Source organism: Ectopseudomonas composti, assembly GCF_001567565.1.
GTDB classification, from domain to species: Bacteria; Pseudomonadota; Gammaproteobacteria; order Pseudomonadales; family Pseudomonadaceae; genus Aquipseudomonas; species Aquipseudomonas composti_A.
Genome location: NZ_LSSW01000028.1, coordinates 68,876 through 86,820, shown reverse-complemented (window position 1 = coordinate 86,820; position 17,945 = coordinate 68,876). Strand labels below are relative to the sequence as shown.

Here is a 17,945-nt window from a genome sequence, read left to right as displayed (position 1 = left end):
GATGCCCCCTGACATGTGCCGGCCTGGCCGCCGTATCACCGGCTGCTGCCAGTTTTCACGGAGGCCGCAGCGGGGGCGTCGTGCAGAGACCTTAGCCCCTGTCGGAGCGAACGCCAAGTACCGCGCGGACAGTTCACGCGCGCGGCGCAAAGCTACCGGAATGTGGGGGTCAGGGCAAACCCACGCTCGTCGGCACAGCTGGCACTTGGCCACGTTTACAGGCATGCTAGCCGGCTCGCGCGAGCGCAGGCCTAACCGCGCGCCGTAACGCTACAATAGCCCAGCACTAGCTGCAGGTTCACAGAACGTGTCGACCCCCTCCTCCCTGCCGTCTCCTCCTCCCGGCGAGTCGCGCGCACCAAAGCGCCGCGAAGCGTTGCGGCGTGCTCTGGTGGTGCTGGTGTTGGCGATCCTGACGCTGCTGGCCTGGCAGCTGACGCAGGAATACCGCCAGTTGCTCGACAGCCAGAAGCAACTGAGCCAGGGCTACAGCGCCCAGCTGGCCAGGCATGTGAGTCTGAACATGCGCCTGAAGGCCAAGGCTGGCCAGGCGATGCTGCAGAGCGTTGCAGCGCGAGACAGCAATGGCGACGAGCTGGTCACGATACTGCGCAGCATCTTCCCAACGTTGAACAGCGTGGCCTGGCTCGACGCCCACGGACGCTTGCTGGCCGACAGTGCCAGCGAATCGCGTGACCTCAGCTTCATCCGCAATCAGCAGCAGCGCAGCGGGTCCGCGCCGTACCACTTCGCCTTCAGCGCGCAGGACGACGGCGTGCTGTACCTGTTGTTGCGCCAGGCCGATGACAGCCACCGTGTACTGCGCATGCGCACCAGCGCATTACGCAGTTGGCTGCGCGAACAGCATCAGAGTGAACACCTATGGCTGCTCGAAGACCTCCTCAGCCAGCGTGTCATCGCGCGTGCCGATGACCTGGGGCAAGCGCGCAACATCGTCGCACCGGTGACCGCTGCGGAGCAGGCGCAGAGCCTGCAGCTGATCCCTCTGCCCGGCAGTGACTGGCAGCTGCGTGCGCTGTTCGACGCCGACCGCGCCGGAAACGAGCTGATGCCGAGCCTGGCCGGCAAGTTCCTGCTGTTTACCCTGTGCAGCCTGCTCACCCTGCTGGCGCTCTATGGCCTGCAGCGCGAGCAACGCCGCCTGCAACGCCTGAATACCGAGTCGCGCCGTTCGCTGCGCCAGGCGGCCAGCGCGCTCGGCGCCGTCGAAGAGCGCATTCTGGTGACCCAGGCCGATGGCAAGCTGCGTTACCTCAACCCGCAGGCCGAAGCCCTGTTCGGGCTGAGTAGTGAAGCGGCCTGGGATGTCCACCTGCTCGACCTGCTACCCGACCTCGACCCCCTGTTGCTCAACAGCCCGCAACTGACTCATGACCTGGGGCCGGAACTGGTCAGGGTGGAAGACGACGGCCGCGCCCGCCTGTTCGCCGTGACCCGCAGCGATATCGGCGGGGTCGGCCAACAGGCCGGCTACGTGTGGGTGCTGCGTGACGTCACCGACGAGCAGCAGGCGATGCGCGTGCTGCAAGAGACCCGCAGGCGCTATCAGGACATTTTCGAAGGCACCGGCGTAGCCCTCTGCGTGCTCGATCTTTCCGGCTTGCGCAGCCTCTTGCTGCAACACAAGCTGCGTGATGCCGGGGGGCTGCAGCGCTGGTTGCAGGCCGATGCCGGGCATCAGGAGCAACTGCTCGATCAATTGCGCATCACCGAGGCCAACCAGGTGGCGCTCAACCTGCTCGGGGTGAAGTCCACCGAGCAAGCCTGGCAGCAATTGATGGACAACGGCCCGGTGCAGCCGGACGATCTGCGCTATCGCCTGGCGGTGGCAGTGGTCGAAGGCCCCAACCTGGTGGAACTGGAAACCCAGCTGGTCACCGCGCAAGGTTTGCAGCGCCATGTCTGGCTGGTGCTGCGCCTGCCGGAAATGATCCAGGACTACCAGGCGGTGACCCTGAGCATCAGCGACATCACCAGCCGCAAGCGTATCGAGCTGTCACTGATCGAGCGCGAGCGTTTCTGGTCGGAGGTGGTGCGCTCGGTCCCTGACCTGCTCTACGTACACGACATGCAGAACCGCCAGGTGCTGTTCAGCAACCACAGCCTGGGCCTGCAGTTGGGTTACAGCAAGGCCGAGCTGCGCGCCATGCGCGAGGACTTCTGGGTCCAGGTGCTGCACCCCGACGACAGCGACTACTACTGGCGCATCCGCAACCTGCAGAAAGTGGTCGGCGACGGCCTGCTGCTCGAGTCGGTATTGCGCTGGCGCCACCGCGACGGTCAGTGGCGCTGGTTCAGCATCCGCGAGCAGGCTCTGGCGCGTGATGAACAGGGCCGGGTCAGCCGACTGATCGGTGTGGCCAAGGACATCACCGAACAGATCGAGCGCAACCAGTCGCTGCGTGACAGCGAGCAGCGCTATCGCCTGCTGGCAGAAAGCATCAGCGACGTGATTTTCTCTACCGACAGCAACCTGGCATTGAACTATGTCAGCCCCTCTGTCGAGCCGGTGATGGGCTACTCGGTCAACTGGGTAATGACCAATGGCTTTGCCAGCATGGCGGCCAATCCGCAGCAACTGATCGGGCTCAACCAATTGCTCGAGCGCATCCAGGACGCGCTCGGTGAGCGTGACCGCCTCAACCGCCTGCGCGACGAGCTGCCGGACCAGCTGTTCGTCTTCGATTGCCTGCGTGCCGACGGCCACAAGATCCCGGTCGAGCTGCGCCTGGTGCTGATGTGGGACGAGAACGGTCGCTTCGAAGGCATCCTCGGCGTCGGCCGTGACATCAGCCAGCAGCGCCGCGCGGAAAAGGATCTGCGCATGGCCGCCACGGTATTCGAGCACTCTACCGCGGCGATTCTGGTAACCGACCCGGCTGGCTACATCGTTCAGGTCAACAAGGCGTTCAGCCGCGTCAGTGGCTACTCCGCCGGCCAGGTGCTCGACCAGTTGCCCGGCATGCTCACCGCCGACCGCCAGCAGGCAACGCACATGCAGTACATCCTCGGCCAGCTCAACCAGCGCGGCAGCTGGGAGGGCGAGGTCTGGCTCAAGCGCCGGGGCGGCGAGAACTTCCCGGCCTGGGTCGGCATCACTGCGGTGCATGACGAGGAAGGCGACCTGGTCAGCTACGTGTGCTTCTTCAGCGACATCAGCGAGCGCAAGGCCAGCGAACAGCGCATCCACCGTCTGGCTTACTACGACGCCCTGACCCACCTGCCCAATCGCACCCTGTTCCAGGATCGCCTGCACAGCGCCCTGCAGCATGCCGAACGCCACGACGAATGGGTCGTGCTGATGTTCCTCGACCTCGACCGTTTCAAGCCGATCAACGACTCGCTCGGCCATGCGGCCGGCGACCGCATGCTCAAGGACGTGGCCGTGCGTCTGTCCGCCTGCGTCGACGGCGACGACACCGTGGCGCGCATGGGCGGCGACGAGTTCACCCTGCTGCTGCAGCCGCGCGCCACTCGTGAAGGCGCCCTGAATCGCGCCATCCATGTCGCCGAGCAGATTCTCTCCAGCCTGGCTCGCCCCTTCGTGCTCGAAGGCCGCGAGTTCTTCGTCACTGCCAGCATCGGCATCGCCCTTGCCCCGCAAGACGGTGACGAGCTGAGCCAGTTGATGAAGAACGCCGACACCGCGATGTACCACGCCAAGGAACGCGGCAAGAACAACTTCCAGTTCTACCAGGCCGACATGAACGCCAGCGCCCTGGAACGCCTGGAACTGGAAAGCGACCTGCGCCACGCCCAGGAACAGGGCCAGTTCGTGCTCCACTATCAGCCGCAGTTCTCCGGCGATGGCCGTCGCCTGACTGGCGTGGAAGCGCTGCTGCGCTGGAATCACCCGACCCGTGGCCTGGTTCCGCCCAACGACTTCATTCCGGTACTGGAAGAGCTCGGCCTGGTGGTCCAGGTCGGCGAATGGGTGCTCGAGGAAGCCTGCAGCCAGCTCAAGGCCTGGCATGAGCAGAAGATTCGCATCCCCAAAGTGTCGGTCAACCTCTCCGCCCGTCAGTTCGCCGAAGGCGACCTGACTTCGCGCATCTCGGCCATCATTGCTAAAGCAGCCATTGCCCCTTCCTCCCTGGAAGTGGAGCTGACCGAGAGCATCCTGATGCGCGATGTCGCCAGCGCCATGCAGACTCTGGCCGACCTGAAGCAACTGGGCCTGTGCATCGCGGTGGATGACTTCGGCACCGGCTACTCGTCGCTGAACTACCTCAAGCAGTTCCCCATCGACGTATTGAAGATCGACCGCAGCTTCGTCGACGGCCTGCCGGAGGGCGAGCAGGATGCGCAGATCGCTCGCGCCATCATCGCCATGGCCCACAGCCTGAACCTGGCCGTGATCGCCGAGGGCGTCGAGTCGCAGAAACAGCTGGATTTCCTCCGCGAACACGACTGCGACGAGGTACAGGGCTACCTGCTGGGCAAGCCGATGTCCGCGCAACAGTTCAGCGCGCAGTTCAGCGGCGCCGCGTTGTTCATGCTCGACTGAGCGGCGCGAAAGGCGCATGAGGGGCATTTGTCTGCTTCATGACCGACCCTCATATGCCTGAATGCGACCTTTGCGGTAGAATCCGCCCCCTTCTTCTACCGCCCAGCTGATTTCAGGGGACCGCCATGTTCAGCCGTGATTTGACCCTCGCTCGTTATGACGCCGAACTCTTTACCGCCATGGAGCAGGAAGCACTGCGCCAGGAAGAGCACATCGAGCTGATCGCCTCGGAAAACTACACCAGCCCGGCGGTGATGGAAGCCCAGGGTAGCGTGCTGACCAACAAGTACGCCGAAGGGTATCCAGGCAAGCGCTACTACGGTGGCTGCGAATACGTCGACGTGGTCGAGCAGCTCGCCATCGACCGCGCCAAGCAGCTGTTCGGCGCCGACTATGCCAACGTCCAGCCGCATTCCGGCAGCCAGGCCAATAGCGCCGTGTACATGGCCCTGCTCGAAGCCGGCGACACCGTGCTGGGCATGAGCCTGGCCCACGGTGGTCACCTGACCCACGGCGCCAGCGTCAGCTTCTCCGGCAAGATCTACAACGCCGTGCAGTACGGCATCAACGACCAGGGCCTGATCGACTACGACGAAGTCGAGCGCCTAGCCGTCGAGCACAAGCCGAAGATGATCATCGCCGGTTTCAGCGCCTACTCGCAGGTGCTGGATTTTCCGCGTTTCCGCGCCATCGCCGACCAGGTCGGTGCCTACCTGTTCGTCGACATGGCCCACGTTGCCGGCCTGGTCGCTGCTGGCCTGTACCCGAACCCGGTGCCGTTCGCTGACGTGGTCACCACCACCACCCACAAGACCCTGCGCGGCCCGCGCGGCGGCCTGATCCTGGCGCGCAAGAACGAAGAGCTGGAGAAGAAATTCAACTCCGCCGTCTTCCCGGGCGGCCAGGGTGGCCCGCTGGAGCACGTCATCGCCGCCAAGGCGGTGTGCTTCAAGGAAGCCCTGCAGCCCGAGTTCAAGGCCTACCAGGCGCAGGTGATCAAGAACGCCCAGAGCATGGCTCAGGTATTCATCGACAACGGCTACGACGTGGTCTCCGGTGGCACCGAGAACCATCTGTTCCTGCTGTCGCTGATCAAGCAGGACATCACCGGCAAGGACGCAGACGCCGCCCTGGGCCGCGCTTTCATCACCGTGAACAAGAACAGCGTACCGAACGACCCGCGCTCGCCGTTCGTCACCTCAGGCCTGCGTATCGGCACCCCGGCCGTGACCACTCGCGGCTTCAAGGAAGACGAGTGCCGTCAGTTGGCGGGCTGGATCTGCGAAGTGCTGGCCAACCTCGGCAACGACGAAGTCGAAGGCCGCGTGCGCGATCAGGTCAAAGCCCTCTGCGCCAAGTTCCCGGTATACGGCAACTGAAGCAGCAACTGAAATGAAGAAGCCCGCCTATTGGCGGGCTTCTTTTTGCCTGGATTCCACCTCAGGCCGGCTGTTTAACGTAGCGCGCCAGTTGCGCGTCACGGCTCATCACATCGAGAGTAGCGGCGAGCACCTGCTCGCTGGTGGCGTCGGCCTTGCTGAAGATGCTGCCGAAATTGTCGTGGGTGACCTTGGCGAAGTGCGCACGGTCCTGGGCTTCGACGCCCAGCAAGGTGGCATAGGCGTCCAGCGCTTCGCCCTGGCCCATGGCCATGTCTTCGGCGATGGAATCGAGCATGCCGTTCATCGCCAGCATGGAGCGACCGTTGTAGCCCAACGCGCCGCTGGTATCGCAACCGTTGGTACCGGAGGTCATGCCGAAGGTCGCGTTGCCGAAGGTGCCATTGGTGGTGGTGGCGAGGAAGTGAGGCGCCATGCCACGCTGTCCTTCGAAGAGCATGTTGCCCCAGCCGCAGCCATTGCCCCCAGCCGCGTCGGCGAACGCGCCAACACTGGCCATGCTCAGGACACCAAAGATCAAACCTTTGCCCAACATTCGCTTGCCCATATCTATCGCCCCGCAATATCGATTGATTGAAACTGCATAAGGAGCTTTGGTCAGGTCACCCCTGCTGTCAAACAACCCGCGCTACCGTTCGTGCAACTCGATACAATTCGCCACCGACCACAGCCGCCTTGGCTATAGTGTTGGGAAACCTGCAGATCGGAGTTCAGGAATGAGTGATACAGCCAACGAGCGTCGGCGCTTTCAGCGCATCGCCTTCGACGCCCCTACCGAGCTCGTGCAAGGCGAACGGCGCTGGTCGGCGGTGCTGCATGACCTGTCGCTCAAGGGCCTGATGGTCGAGACCCCGACAAACTGGAACGCTGACCCGGACCAGCCGCTCGAAGCGCATATCCAGCTCGGCGACGAGGCGCGGGTGAAAATGGAAGTGCTGCTGACCCGAACCCAGGCGGGCTATCTCGGCTTCGTCTGCCGCCATATCGACCTGGATTCGATCAGCCACCTGCGTCGCCTGGTCGAGCTCAACCTGGGCGACGAGAGCCTGCTGGAACGGGAACTTGCCGCCCTCGGCGAGCAGCCCTGATCTGACTACCCGAGTAATTCGGCGAAACCCTGGCGGATTTCGTCCTCGGGTAGATCGTCGCCGATGAACACCAGTACGCTCTCGCGCGCCTCATCCGCCGCCCATTCCCTGTCCCAGTCGAAGCTATAGAGTCGCAGCACGCCCTGAAACACCAGGCGACGCGGCTCGTTGGCCACCGCGAGTACCCCCTTGTAGCGCAGCAGCGCATCGCCGAAACGCGCCAGCAAAGCCTCCATGAATGCACTGAGGCGTTCCAGATCGACTGCCTCTCCGCTCTCCAGCACCAGCGTGCGGATGCGGTCCGCGGTCTTGCCCGCTGGCAGCAGCGGACGCAAGGTCAGGCCGCGCGCCGGCGTCGGATCGAGTTCGAAGCCGCGTAGATCGAGCAACGCTGCCAGGTCGATATGACCATGCTCGACCACCTCGATCGGCGCACGACGGTTGATCCGCTGCAGCCGTCCCCGCAGCGCCTCGACACTTGCCGAGCCGGCAAGGTCGGTCTTGCTCAGCAAGATCAGGTCAGCGAAACCGACCTGGGCCTGGGCGATGGTTTCGCTCAGATGACGCTCGGCGTTGACCGCATCGACCAAGGTGACGATGCCATCGAGCCGGTAACGCTCCGCCAGCTCCTCGCTGGCGAAGAAGGTCTGCGCCACGGGCGCCGGGTCGGCCAACCCCGTGCACTCGATCACCAGGCGGTCGAAGGCCAGTTCGCCACTGTCGAGCTTCTCCAGGAACAGGTACAGCGCCTTTTCCAGCTCGACATGGATCGAGCAGCACACGCAGCCATTGGCCAGGGTGACCAGTTTCACCGGTTCATCGCCGAGCAACTGGCCGTCGATGGGGGTGGCGCTGAACTCGTTCTCGATCACCGCCAGGCGCAGGCCATGCTCGGCCTTGAGCATGTGACGCAACAAGGTGGTCTTGCCTGCGCCGAGAAAACCGGTGAGTACGGTGACGGGAATAGCGGATGGCGGCATGCAGTCAGTCCTCGCAGAGCATCAGGTGCACGCCACGATCAGAGGTGGCGTAAAGGGCCGACACCTTAGCGCGCTCACCGACCGCCGTGAAGCAAGCCTCGGCTGCGCGCTGCAAGGACTAACAAGTGACCGGTTCAGACTACCCCTCGGCGCTGCTGGCCGAGAGCCGTACGCCGCAGGCGCTGCTACCCTGCTGAGCGCAGAGCGAGCCGCAACACTCAGTGGAGGCGGCAGGCAGCCTCGGACTCCTGGCGGCGCTGACGACGGGCTTCGATACGTTGCCGCTCGCGTTGCGCTGAATCACGCGTTTGCACGGCCCGGGCGTCGAAGTTGAAGGCACGGGAAAAGAAATCGAAGAACAGGAACATGATGCTGTCTCCCTCAGTGAGTACGGTTTCATGCTGCGCTCCGTTAGCCTGCTACCCATTGACCTCGATCAATTTCCGCCGGTGCCTGGTCGCGGCAGAACGCCGCATGCCGGAGCGCGGCCAAAGCCGCTTGCGCGCCCGCCACAAATCGGCAGACCCCGGATGCAACCGAGGACAGGACCGCACCAACCCTGGATTGCCCCGGCTATCAATGGCGCTACTCGAACAAGGCGTCCAGTGCCTGCTCCAGACGCGTCACGGCGATGACCTGAAGGCCAGGCGGGGCATCCTTGGGGGCGTTGCCCTTGGGCACGATGGCGCGCTTGAAGCCGTGCTTGGCCGCCTCCTTGAGGCGCTCCTGGCCACTCGGCACCGGGCGGATCTCACCGGACAGGCCGATTTCGCCGAATACCAGCAGGTCGTGCTGCAAGGGACGGTTGCGCAGGCTGGAGATCACCGCCGCCATCAGCGCCAGGTCGGAGGCCGTTTCCAGCACTTTCACGCCACCGACCACGTTGAGGAACACGTCCTGGTCATAGGTGGGGATGCCGCCGTGGCGATGCAGCACGGCCAGGAGCATGGCCAGACGGTTCTGATCCAGGCCCAGGGTGACGCGGCGCGGGTTGCCCAGGTGGCTGGTATCGACCAGCGCCTGCACCTCCACCAGCATCGGCCGCGACCCTTCCCAGGTGGCCATCACCACACTGCCGGGCACTGCCTCCTGAGCGCGGGTGAGGAAGATCGCCGATGGGTTGGAAACCTCCTTGAGGCCCTTGTCGGTCATGCCGAACACACCCAGCTCGTTGACCGCACCGAAGCGGTTCTTCACCGCCCGCAGCAGGCGCAGGCGGCCATCGGACTCGCCCTCGAAATACAGCACGGTGTCGACCATGTGCTCCAGCACGCGCGGGCCGGCCAGCGCGCCTTCCTTGGTGACGTGACCGACGAGGAAGATCGCCGTGCCGCTCTGCTTGGCGAAGCGCACCAGCAGCGCCGCACTCTCGCGTACCTGAGCGACGCCGCCTGGCGCCGACTGCAGCTGTTCGGTGAAGATGGTCTGGATCGAGTCGATCACCATGACCTTGGGCTTTTCCTGGCGCGCGGTGGCGATGATCGACTCGATGCAGGTCTCGGTCATCACCTTGAGCTTGTCCTGCGGCAGATCCAGGCGCCGCGCGCGCATGGCCACCTGCTGCTGCGACTCCTCGCCGGTGACGTACAGCGCCGGCAGACGCTGGGCGACGTTGCACAGGGTCTGCAGGAGGATGGTCGACTTGCCGATACCGGGATCACCGCCGATCAGCACCACCGAGCCGTCCACCAGGCCACCGCCGAGCACGCGATCGAGTTCACCGGAGGCAGTGGAAAAACGCGGAATTTCTTCGACACTGACTTCAGCCAGGGTCTTGATATTGGCCTTGTCGCCGGCCCAGCCGGTGCGGCCGCTGGGCGTGGCGCCCTCGACCACGGTTTCCACCAGGGTATTCCAGGCGCCACACTCGCCACACTGCCCTGCCCACTTGGGAAAGGTGGCGCCGCACTCGGTGCAGCCGTACATGCGTTTTGCCTTGGCCATGGGGAAATCGTCCTGCCTGTTGAGCGAAGGCTGGAACGATACCGAACTACTGGATAGATTTACAGACCACCGACACTGACCCTCACCAGGAAACGCCATGCAGATCGAACTGCTGCCCACCACTGCCGAGCAGTTGCCACTGATCCGCAACCTCTACCAGTTCTACTCCTACGACAGTTCGGACTGGGAGCAGGAAGACGTCGAAACGGACGGCCGCTTCTATATCCACGAGGAGCACCTGCTGCGCTATTGGCAGGAGCCAGGCTGGAGCGCCAGCCTGATCCTCGCCGATGGTTTCATCGCCGGTTTCCTGCTGGTCGAACGCAGCGAGCTGCCCGGTATCGATGCGCCGGAGTTCGCCGACCTGTTCATTCTCAAACGCTACCGCCGCCTGGGTATCGGCCGCGCACTGGTGCATCAGGCGATGGGCGACGGCCCCCCCTGGCTGCTGCGCTTCTACCGCCAGGACGAAGTGGCCCTGGCCTTCTGGCAGCAGTTGTTGAGCGAGTTGCCGAGACCGCCAAGGGCAGTCTGGACGGAAGACGAGGCGGACGGGTTGCTGACCTATCTGATCAACCCGCCCGTGCATTGAAGGCTGTCAGTTTTGCTGGCATCGCCCGGATGAATTCCGAGAGGGCCGCTGCGCGCACCGTAGTTGCTAGGCGATCACCCCTTGCAACCGTTGCCACACCCACAGCACTGCCCGGAGGCACGCTTGAGCTGGCGCGCCAGATCGTCCTTGAGCGCGACGCGGTTGAGTTTCAGGGCGCTGAGAGTGACGTCATCGAGCAACTCGATACCGTCTTCGATACGACAGATGCGCTTGTCCAGCGCTTCGTATTCTTCGGCCTGGCGAGAGAACTGTTCGTCGCTCTGCCTAAGGCGCTGCAGTTCGCTGCGCAGTTCGGGAAAGTCATGAACCAGCGGATGATGGTCGACGTGCATGATGAAGCCTCCGACAGGAAAGAGGGCTCCAGCCTAGCGCCACACGTCGACCTTTCATTTGATCAGGATCAAGCACCGCCTGCCTTGCGCAGCAGTTCGGCGATTTCATCCTTGAGCCCCACCCTCTGCAGCTTGAGCCCCTGCAGGATCAGGTCGTCAGCAGCCTCGCGACCGTCCTCGATTTCGTAGATGCGCTTGTCCAGCGCCTCGTATTCCTCTGCCAGGCGAGGAAAGTGCGGGTCACTTTGCATCAGCTGGCGCAGCGCATCGTGATGCTGCGGAAACTCGCGATTCAGCGGGTGATGTTCAAGCGGCATGGAGGAGCCTCCCCAGAGATTGTTCCTTTAGCCTAGTCGAAGCTTGGCCAGGTGCAGTCGGTGATATCCGGGCAAGCAAGAGGTCGGGCCAGCGAACGCTGCCTGCGCCGGCATCACGAAATGAAATGTTGCAGCTTTTCTGCTTTTTCCACGGAGCTTGCGTTAGATTGGCAGGCCCTTGGTCACTTATCCCCCTACATGACACTCCTGATAGCGTTCGCTGTCCTCTCCATTCTGGTTTCGTTCATCTGTTCCATCCTCGAAGCCGCCCTGCTCTCCCTCACGCCCAGTTACATCGCTCAGCAGAAGGTCGAAAGACCGCAGCTGTACGAAAGGCTGAAAGAACTCAAAGACAAGATCGACCAGCCGCTGGCGGCCATCCTGACCCTCAACACCGTCGCACATACCGTCGGTGCGACCGGCGTCGGTGCACAGGTCACCATCGTCTTTGGTGACGGTTACCTGGGCATCGCCTCGGCGATCATGACCCTGCTGATTCTGGTGCTCTCGGAAATTCTGCCGAAGACCATCGGTGCCCGCTACTGGCGTACCCTGGCGCCCATCCTGCCGGGCCTGCTGCGGGCGATGATCCTGCTGCTCAAGCCGTTTATCGTGATGTCAGACCTGATCATGCGCCTGTTCGGCGGCAAGGAGCCGGAGCACGACATTCGCCAGGAAATCAAGGCGCTGACCCTGCTAGGCCGCGAAGTGGGCAAGCTCGACGAAGACGAGCACCGGGTGATCAGCAACATTCTCGACCTGCACGAAATTCGTCTGCGCGACATCATGACCCCGCGTATCGTCTGCGAATCGGCGGCGCCGGACGAGTCCATCGCTGCGTTCAAGGCGCGCGCCCGCGAGAGCCAGTTCTCCCGTTACCCGGTAATCGGCGAAGACGAGTCGCCGCTGGGCGTGGTGTTCCGTTACGACGCCCTAGCCGCCGAGAACGATGGCGAGCCGATCACGCAGATCATGAAGCCGCTCAAGGTCGTGCCGGAAAGCATGAACGTGGAAAACCTGATGACCCTGCTGATGCAGGAGCGTCAGCACATGTGCCTGGTGTACGACGAGTTCGGCAGCTGGCGCGGCCTGGTGACGCTGGAAGACATCATGGAAACCATCATCGGTAAACCGATCCTCGACGAAACCGACGATATCCCCAACATGCGCCGCTTCGCCAAGCGCCGCTGGGAGCATCGGATCAAGGCAATCCGCGCCGATTGATCACCAGTAGTTTTCGACTGCCACCTGCCCGGGCCGCCGCGTAAGGCTCAGGTTCAGCCCGCGCGCCTTCAGACGCTGACGAATGTCGTCGATCATCTGCGGGTTGCCGCAGATCATCACCCGCGAGTGCTCCGGGGTCAGTTGCAGAGCAGCGGCACGCTCCAGCTCGCCGTTGTCGAGCAAGTCGGTGATGCGCGCCGCCAGGCAACCCGGCACCTGTTCGCGGGTGACCACCGGCAAGTAGGTGAGCTTGTGGGCGAACTCGGCCAGGTGCTCGAGCTCGGCGAAACCACGGATCATCGGCTGATAGGCCAGCTCGGCGGCGGTTCGCGCGCTGTAGACCAATACGATGCGCTCGAAGCGCTGCCACACCTCGAAGTCCTGCAGGATCGACAGGAATGGGGCGATACCGGTGCCGCTACCCAGCAGCCACAGATCGCGGCCATCGACGAAGCGATCCAGGGTCAGAAAGCCGGTGGCCTGTTTCTCCACCAGCAGACTGTCGCCAACGCGCAAGCGACTCAGTTCGCTGGTGAACTCACCGCCCGGCACCACGATGGAGAAGAACTCGAGGAACTCGTCATGCGGCGCAGACACCAGCGAGTAGGCGCGCCACACCAACGAACCATCGGCCTTTTCCACTCCCAGACGCACGAACTGCCCGGCACGGAAACGAAACCCGGCATCGCGTGTGGTGCGCAGGGTGAACAGGCTCGGCGTCAGCGTCTGCACATCGAGCAGGGTCTGACGGGTGAACTTGTCATCGCTGACGGTCATAATCGCCCCCTTCATTGAATACCTGCCCAGTCTGGCGCAATCGGCCGACGACAAACACCGAAGGTTTGCATGCCTATTCTCGACACCCCCTTCGCCAGCCTCGAGCTGCAGCGCCAGCCGCATCAGGCAAACGAACCCCTGCAGGCATTCGACGCGGCCGACGAATACCTGCTCAATCACCTGCACGAACAAGGCCTCGAAGCAGGCAGCCGCGTGCTGCTGCTCAACGACAGCTTCGGTGCCCTGGCCTGCTCGCTGGCCGGGCATTGCCAGGTGACCAGCAGTGGCGACTCGCACCTGGGCTATCTGGCCCTGCAGAAGAACCTCGCCAGCAACGGCTTGAGCCATGACTGGGTGAGTTTTCTGCCGAGCAGCGAAACGCCACAGGGGCCGTTCGACTGGGTGCTGATCCGCGTACCCAAGACCCTGGCGCTGCTGGAGGAGCAACTGCTTCGCCTGCACGGCCAGATGGCGCCAGGCGCCCAGGTGATTGCCGGCGCGATGATCAAGCACCTGCCCCGCGCCGCTGGCGATCTGCTGGAGCAATACATCGGCCCGGTGCAGGCCTCGCTGGCGGTGAAGAAAGCCCGCCTGCTCAGTGCTACGCCCGAAACCAAGGCAGCGCCCCGCTCGCCCTACCCGACTCGCTATCGCCTGGACAAACCGGCACTGGAGTTGCTCAACCATGCCAACGTGTTCTGCCGCGACGGCCTGGACATCGGCACCCGCGCCTTCCTGCCGCATCTGCCGCACCATCTGGACGCGCGTCGGGTTGCCGATCTCGGCTGCGGCAACGGCGTGCTCGGCATCGCCTATGCCCTGGGCAGCCCGCAAGCCGAGCTGACCCTGGTGGACGAGTCCTATATGGCCGTGCAGTCCGCTGCAGAGAACTGGCAGTCGGCCCTGGGCGAGCGCCCGGTGACCATCCGCGCCGGCGACGGCCTGGCCGAGCAGCCGGCCGACTCGCTGGATCTGGTGCTGTGCAACCCGCCCTTCCACCAGCAGCAGGTGGTCGGCGACTTCCTCGCCTGGCGCATGTTCCAGCAGGCCCGCGCGGCGCTGGTCACGGGCGGCGAACTGTGGATCGTCGGCAACCGCCACCTGGGCTATCACGCCAAGCTCAAGCGCCTGTTCCGTGGTGTCGAACAGGTCGCGGCCAACCCGAAGTTCGTGGTGCTCAAGGCGACCAAGTAAGCCGCGAGTACCGGGGAGCCACCGCTCAGTCGATCAGGCCATTGGCGTCATAGAACGGATACGGCCCCGGATATTCGCCGAACACGCCGCTGTGCGTGACCAGCCCATGTTCCGCGTGCCAGTGGTGCAGCAGATAGCCAGGCGGCTCCAGGTTGAAATGCGCCGGGGCGCTGGGCTGCAGGTCCAGCACGATCTGATGGGAAACCCCGGGGCAGACGCAACACAGGCTGCCGCCGAAGCGCCGCTGGATTGGCCGGTGCAGGTGCCCGCAAAGCAGCCGTTCCACCTGCGGGTGGCCGCCAATCAGCCATTTCAGCGCCGCCGCATTGCCAAACGGCTCGCGGTCCATATGGCCGATGCCGCTGATGAATGGCGGGTGATGCAGAACCAGCACCGTCGGCACCTGCGGGCGCAGCGCCAGCTGAGCATCCAGCCAGCGCAACTGGCTGTCCTGCAGCTGCCCGCCGTGGCTACCGAGAATCGTCGTGTCGAGACCGATCAGGCGTACGGGATGGGTATCGACGACCCAGTCCAGCGGCGCCTCGGGCGATGGTGGCAGATAGGCGTGGTCAGCGAAGGCTGCCAGCAGATGCGCGCGATCATCATGATTGCCGGGCACCAGGTAATAGGGCATGGCCAGACGCTCGAGCTCGGGGCGCAGCACGGCGTATTCGTCCGGCTGGCCGAAGTCCACCAGATCACCGCTGATAAGCACGATATCCGGGCGCGGCTGGCTGGCGTTGAGGTGCGCGACCGCACGGCGCAGCGCCGCCAGGGTATCGACCACCCCGTAACTCAGCTTGCCGCTGGCCTTGAGGTGCAGGTCGCTGATCTGCGCGATCAGGAAGGTCGAAGCGTTGGGGATGACATCAGGCATTGAGGCTGAACACTCGCTGTGGCTCGACGGCCAGGTTGATCATATCGCCGGGGGTGAGCAGGCGGTCGTCGCTGCTGTCCACCGACAACGGCTGCGCGCCGCCCACGTCCACCAGCAGGCGGCTCTGCGCGCCCTGGAAGAATTGCCCGAGCAAGCGTCCGCGCACGTGGCCCGGCGCACTGGTCACCTGCAGGTGCTCAGGGCGGCAGTACAGCGTGTTCGGCAATTCGCTGGCACTCCACGGCAACTCGCCACCGTTGACCTGTACGCCATTGGCCGTGCGACCGAGCACCGCGAAGGCGTTCAGGGTGCCGATGAAATTCGCCACGAAGGCATTGGCCGGCTGCTGATACAGCGCGCGCGGCGTGGCCAGTTGAGCGATACGGCCACGCTCCATCACCAGAATGCGGTCGCCCAGGGCCATGGCTTCGCCCTGGTCATGGGTGACGAACACGGCGGTGATGGCCAGCTCGCGCAGCAACTGGCCCAGCTCGCTACGCAGGCGTTCGCGCAACTGCGCATCCAGGGCCGCCAGCGGTTCATCCAGCAGCAGCACGCGCGGGCGTGGCGCCACGGCGCGGGCCAGGGCGACGCGCTGGCGCTGGCCGCCGGAGAGTTCATGAATGGCGCGGTGGCCATAGCCTTGCAGGCCGACCAGTTCGAGCAGCTCGGCGCAGCGCTTCTCCCGTTCGGCACGCGGTACCTTGCGCACCTTGAGGCCGTAAACGATGTTGTCGGCCACGTTGAGATTGGGGAACAACGCGTAGTTCTGGAACACCATGCCCACGTCGCGGCGCTCGATGGGCAGTGGCGTGACGTCGTTCCCGGCGAACAGCACTTGCCCGGCATCCGGCCGTTCGAGGCCGGCGATCAAGCGCAATGTGGTGGTCTTGCCGCAGCCGGACGGGCCGAGGATGGCCAGGGTCTCGCCGGCCTGGATCTCCAGGCTGAGGTCATCCACGGCGACGGTGCCGTCGGCGAACGCCTTGCGGCAGTTGTGCAGGCGAATGGAGGTAGCGCTCATCGTTGGTCTCCACGGGACAGGCGGGCGCTGATGGCCTGCAGGGCGATCAGCAGCGGCACGATCATCAGCAGGAACAGCAGGGTGTAGGCGCTGGCGACTTCCAGCCGCGCCGAGGCGTAGCTGTCGGCCAGGCCCACCGGCAGGGTCTTGGTCATCGGCGTATGGAGCATCCAGGTCAGGTTGAATTCGCCCAGCGACAGGGTGACGACCATCAGCACGCCAGCAAGGATGCCGGCCCGGCAGTTGGGCACCACCACGGTGAAGAAGCGTCGCAGTGGGCCGGCGCCGAGGCTGGCGGCAGCGTCTTCCAGGGTCGGCAGGTTCTGCCGCTGCATCACCGCCATCACCGGGCGCACCAGAAACGGCAGGGTGAACAGCACATGGCCGACCAGAATGAACAACCAACTGCCACGAAAGCCGCCGAAGTGCCCATAGGTGAGCAGCAGCGCCAGGGCACTGGCCAGGCCAGGCATCGCCACCGGCAGCACCATCAGTTCCTCGAAGGCGCGACTGAAGCGGTTGTTCATGCGCACCAGCGCATAGGCCGCCGGCACGCCGATCACGCACACGCACAGGGCGCAGGCCAGCGCCAGTTGCAGCGACAGCCACACCGTCGGCGAATAGGCCTGCCACACCTGCAGCAGCCAGTCGAAGGTCAGGCCGCTGGACAGGCCCTGGAAGTAATTGCGGGTCAGCCCGGCAAGCAGCGACAGCAGCACCGGCACCAGCATGAAGGCACAGACCAGGCAGGTGAAGATCAGCTGCGCGGCAAACAGCGTCGAGCGTTTCATAGCAGCCCTCCGGACTGGCGCACCCATTTGCGCACCACCAGCAGCACCGCCCAGGTCAGCGCGCCGAGGATCACCGACAGCGCCGCTGCCACGCTGAAGTTGGCGTAGTTGGTGAACACGTTGTAGATCGCCACAGGGGTGACGTTGAGCTGGGTGCCCAGGGTGAAGGCGGTGCCGAACGCGCCCATCGAGGTGGCGAAGCAGATCGCCCCGCAGGACACCAACGCCGGCATCAGCCCCGGCACGATCACGTCCCAGATCACCCGCCAGTGGCTGGCACCCAGCGAACGGGCGGCCTCCTCCAGGCTGGCATCGAGACTTTCGCTAGCGGCCATCACGGTGAGGATCACCCGCGGTATGGAGAAATACAGGTAGCCGAGAAACAACCCGGCCAGCGAATAGGCGAACACCCAGCGCTCACCCACCAGCCCCATACCCAACGCGGCGAACACGCCCTGGCGGCCGGCCAGGAGAATCACCAGAAAGCCCACCACTACACCGGGGAACGCCAGAGGGAAGGTCAGCAAGGCAACCAGAGCCGAACGGCCGAAGAAGCGCTGGCGGGCCAGGAACACCCCGCTGATGCTGCCCACCAGCAACGCCGCCAGGGTCACCGTGGCAGCCAGTACGCTGGTCTGCGCCAGGCTGCTCAGATATTGGCCGCTGCTCAGCACCTGCCAATAGCCACTGCCTGCCTCGCCGCGGCTTTCGCCGCCGAGCAGCACCAGGTGGGCCAGTGGCAACAGCCAGAAGGCCAGCAGCACCGCGGCTGCCGGCACCAGAGCCACGGCCGCGCCGGGTCGCCAGCGCCACAGCGGCCGGCTGTCGACTGTCATGGCAGAGCGGTTGCTCAGCG

General features: G+C 64.4%; 17 protein-coding genes. 6 read left to right on the top strand and 11 right to left on the bottom strand.

Annotated features, from left to right (window positions below):
- Positions 1–394: 394 nt before the first annotated feature.
- Positions 395–4,528, top strand: coding sequence for an EAL domain-containing protein (locus PCLY_RS15200; RefSeq protein WP_061240699.1), 4,134 nt, complete (start codon positions 395–397; stop codon positions 4,526–4,528).
- A gap of 125 nt (positions 4,529–4,653) precedes the next feature.
- On the top strand, positions 4,654–5,907 hold the full coding sequence (glyA, locus tag PCLY_RS15195) for a serine hydroxymethyltransferase (protein ID WP_061240482.1): 1,254 nt from the start codon (positions 4,654–4,656) through the stop codon (positions 5,905–5,907).
- 61 nt (positions 5,908–5,968) lie between these two features.
- Here glyA and PCLY_RS15190 read toward each other — a convergent pair whose 3' ends face one another.
- On the bottom strand, positions 5,969–6,475 hold the full coding sequence (locus tag PCLY_RS15190; RefSeq protein WP_061240481.1) for a DUF3015 domain-containing protein: 507 nt from the start codon (positions 6,473–6,475) through the stop codon (positions 5,969–5,971).
- Between the two features lie 169 nt (positions 6,476–6,644).
- On the opposite strand from PCLY_RS15190, the gene PCLY_RS15185 reads away from it, so the two are divergent.
- Positions 6,645–7,016 (top strand): PilZ domain-containing protein, encoded by a 372-nt coding sequence (locus PCLY_RS15185; RefSeq protein ID WP_061240480.1) that lies wholly within the window; start codon positions 6,645–6,647, stop codon positions 7,014–7,016.
- 5 nt (positions 7,017–7,021) lie between these two features.
- On the opposite strand, the gene yjiA is transcribed toward PCLY_RS15185, so the two are convergent.
- The 3 genes from yjiA to radA form a co-directional block, all read right to left on the bottom strand.
- Complete coding sequence (gene yjiA / locus PCLY_RS15180) at positions 7,022–7,996, bottom strand: GTPase (RefSeq protein WP_061240479.1); 975 nt, start codon at positions 7,994–7,996, stop codon at positions 7,022–7,024.
- Between the two features lie 218 nt (positions 7,997–8,214).
- The gene (locus PCLY_RS25040) at positions 8,215–8,364 is read right to left on the bottom strand and encodes a hypothetical protein (protein ID WP_197432195.1); all 150 of its coding nucleotides are present in this window, start codon (positions 8,362–8,364) and stop codon (positions 8,215–8,217) included.
- 217 nt (positions 8,365–8,581) lie between these two features.
- Positions 8,582–9,940 carry a DNA repair protein RadA gene (gene radA, locus PCLY_RS15175; protein WP_061240478.1) on the bottom strand — a complete coding sequence of 453 codons (1,359 nt, stop codon included), beginning with the start codon at positions 9,938–9,940 and terminating at the stop codon, positions 8,582–8,584.
- Between the two features lie 97 nt (positions 9,941–10,037).
- Between radA and PCLY_RS15170 the strand changes: the two genes are divergently transcribed.
- Positions 10,038–10,532 carry a GNAT family N-acetyltransferase gene (locus tag PCLY_RS15170; protein ID WP_061240477.1) on the top strand — a complete coding sequence of 165 codons (495 nt, stop codon included), beginning with the start codon at positions 10,038–10,040 and terminating at the stop codon, positions 10,530–10,532.
- Positions 10,533–10,606: 74 nt separating this feature from the next.
- On the opposite strand, the gene PCLY_RS15165 is transcribed toward PCLY_RS15170, so the two are convergent.
- Positions 10,607–10,885 carry a YdcH family protein gene (locus PCLY_RS15165; RefSeq protein WP_061240476.1) on the bottom strand — a complete coding sequence of 93 codons (279 nt, stop codon included), beginning with the start codon at positions 10,883–10,885 and terminating at the stop codon, positions 10,607–10,609.
- A gap of 68 nt (positions 10,886–10,953) precedes the next feature.
- Positions 10,954–11,202 carry a YdcH family protein gene (locus PCLY_RS15160; protein WP_061240475.1) on the bottom strand — a complete coding sequence of 83 codons (249 nt, stop codon included), beginning with the start codon at positions 11,200–11,202 and terminating at the stop codon, positions 10,954–10,956.
- A 198-nt stretch (positions 11,203–11,400) separates the two neighbouring features.
- Between PCLY_RS15160 and PCLY_RS15155 the strand changes: the two genes are divergently transcribed.
- On the top strand, positions 11,401–12,426 hold the full coding sequence (locus tag PCLY_RS15155; RefSeq protein WP_061240474.1) for a CNNM domain-containing protein: 1,026 nt from the start codon (positions 11,401–11,403) through the stop codon (positions 12,424–12,426).
- On the opposite strand, the gene PCLY_RS15150 is transcribed toward PCLY_RS15155, so the two are convergent.
- Positions 12,427–13,203, bottom strand: a complete 777-nt coding sequence (locus PCLY_RS15150; RefSeq protein ID WP_061240473.1) for a ferredoxin--NADP reductase — start codon at positions 13,201–13,203, stop codon at positions 12,427–12,429.
- A 69-nt stretch (positions 13,204–13,272) separates the two neighbouring features.
- Between PCLY_RS15150 and PCLY_RS15145 the strand changes: the two genes are divergently transcribed.
- Positions 13,273–14,397 carry a methyltransferase gene (locus PCLY_RS15145; RefSeq protein ID WP_061240472.1) on the top strand — a complete coding sequence of 375 codons (1,125 nt, stop codon included), beginning with the start codon at positions 13,273–13,275 and terminating at the stop codon, positions 14,395–14,397.
- Positions 14,398–14,422: 25 nt separating this feature from the next.
- Here the strand turns inward: PCLY_RS15145 and PCLY_RS15140 are convergent, their stop codons facing one another.
- The 4 genes from PCLY_RS15140 to PCLY_RS15125 are packed head-to-tail and all read right to left on the bottom strand — an operon-like array spanning position 14,423 to position 17,925.
- Positions 14,423–15,274 (bottom strand): phosphodiesterase, encoded by an 852-nt coding sequence (locus tag PCLY_RS15140; protein WP_061240471.1) that lies wholly within the window; start codon positions 15,272–15,274, stop codon positions 14,423–14,425.
- Positions 15,267–16,298, bottom strand: a complete 1,032-nt coding sequence (locus PCLY_RS15135; RefSeq protein WP_061240470.1) for an ABC transporter ATP-binding protein — start codon at positions 16,296–16,298, stop codon at positions 15,267–15,269. Before PCLY_RS15135 ends, PCLY_RS15140 begins: the two co-directional genes overlap by 8 nt.
- Complete coding sequence (locus PCLY_RS15130) at positions 16,295–17,089, bottom strand: ABC transporter permease (RefSeq protein WP_061240469.1); 795 nt, start codon at positions 17,087–17,089, stop codon at positions 16,295–16,297. Before PCLY_RS15130 ends, PCLY_RS15135 begins: the two co-directional genes overlap by 4 nt.
- The gene (locus PCLY_RS15125; protein WP_061240698.1) at positions 17,086–17,925 is read right to left on the bottom strand and encodes an ABC transporter permease; all 840 of its coding nucleotides are present in this window, start codon (positions 17,923–17,925) and stop codon (positions 17,086–17,088) included. Before PCLY_RS15125 ends, PCLY_RS15130 begins: the two co-directional genes overlap by 4 nt.
- Positions 17,926–17,945: the final 20 nt, after the last annotated feature.